A 588-nucleotide genomic window follows, 5' to 3' on the forward strand; every position below is an offset into this window, starting at 1 on the left:
AGCTCCACGTCTCCTACCAAGATTACATCAACCCCGAACACGTCTATGGTGAGTGGATCGAAATTGGTGCTCCACCTTATCAAACCGAACGCCTTATTTTTACCTCCGATGGGGTGTATCGAAATCATCGTTTGATCACGACGGAATTTGCGTTTGATGGCAAAGTCATCACCTTAAATACCGGATTAGGTGAAACCGCGTATCAACTTTCTGGCTCTCATCTGTCACCACAAATACGCCGAATTGAACCTCGAATCCCAGATCAGCGATTCATTCGAAAGGGATTTGAGCATACTGTTCAAGGCTCAGAAGTGGGCGCAGCATCAAAACGACGAGCCGCACTGAGTGAACATTTCAGTCGCGACTAGCACGTTTTTTACCACTATTTTACCGTCCTAAGGCACTTCTACGCGATGAAATAAAACCTTAATAAACAATCAAATAAGATATTCGTCGCATTTATACCCACCCAAATTGAGTAAACAATTAATTTAATTCCTGCCAAATATTTATAAATTATTGACTCAGTCTTACATTTTCCGTGTAACAGAGTGTGGGTTTTATTTAAGTTCTCTCATGTGACTCGAA

General features: G+C 41.7%; 1 protein-coding gene. It reads left to right on the forward strand.

What is annotated here, in order from left to right; all coding sequences use genetic code 11:
• Positions 1-368, forward strand: a 368-nt coding sequence (locus R7F64_RS24115; protein WP_140341546.1) for a DUF2850 domain-containing protein, incomplete at its 5' end; no start/stop codon positions are given.
• Positions 369-588 lie beyond the last annotated feature (220 nt).

It is taken from the genome of Vibrio sp. Vb1980 (assembly GCF_033338615.1).
In the GTDB taxonomy this organism is placed as follows: Bacteria; Pseudomonadota; Gammaproteobacteria; order Enterobacterales; family Vibrionaceae; genus Vibrio; species Vibrio alginolyticus.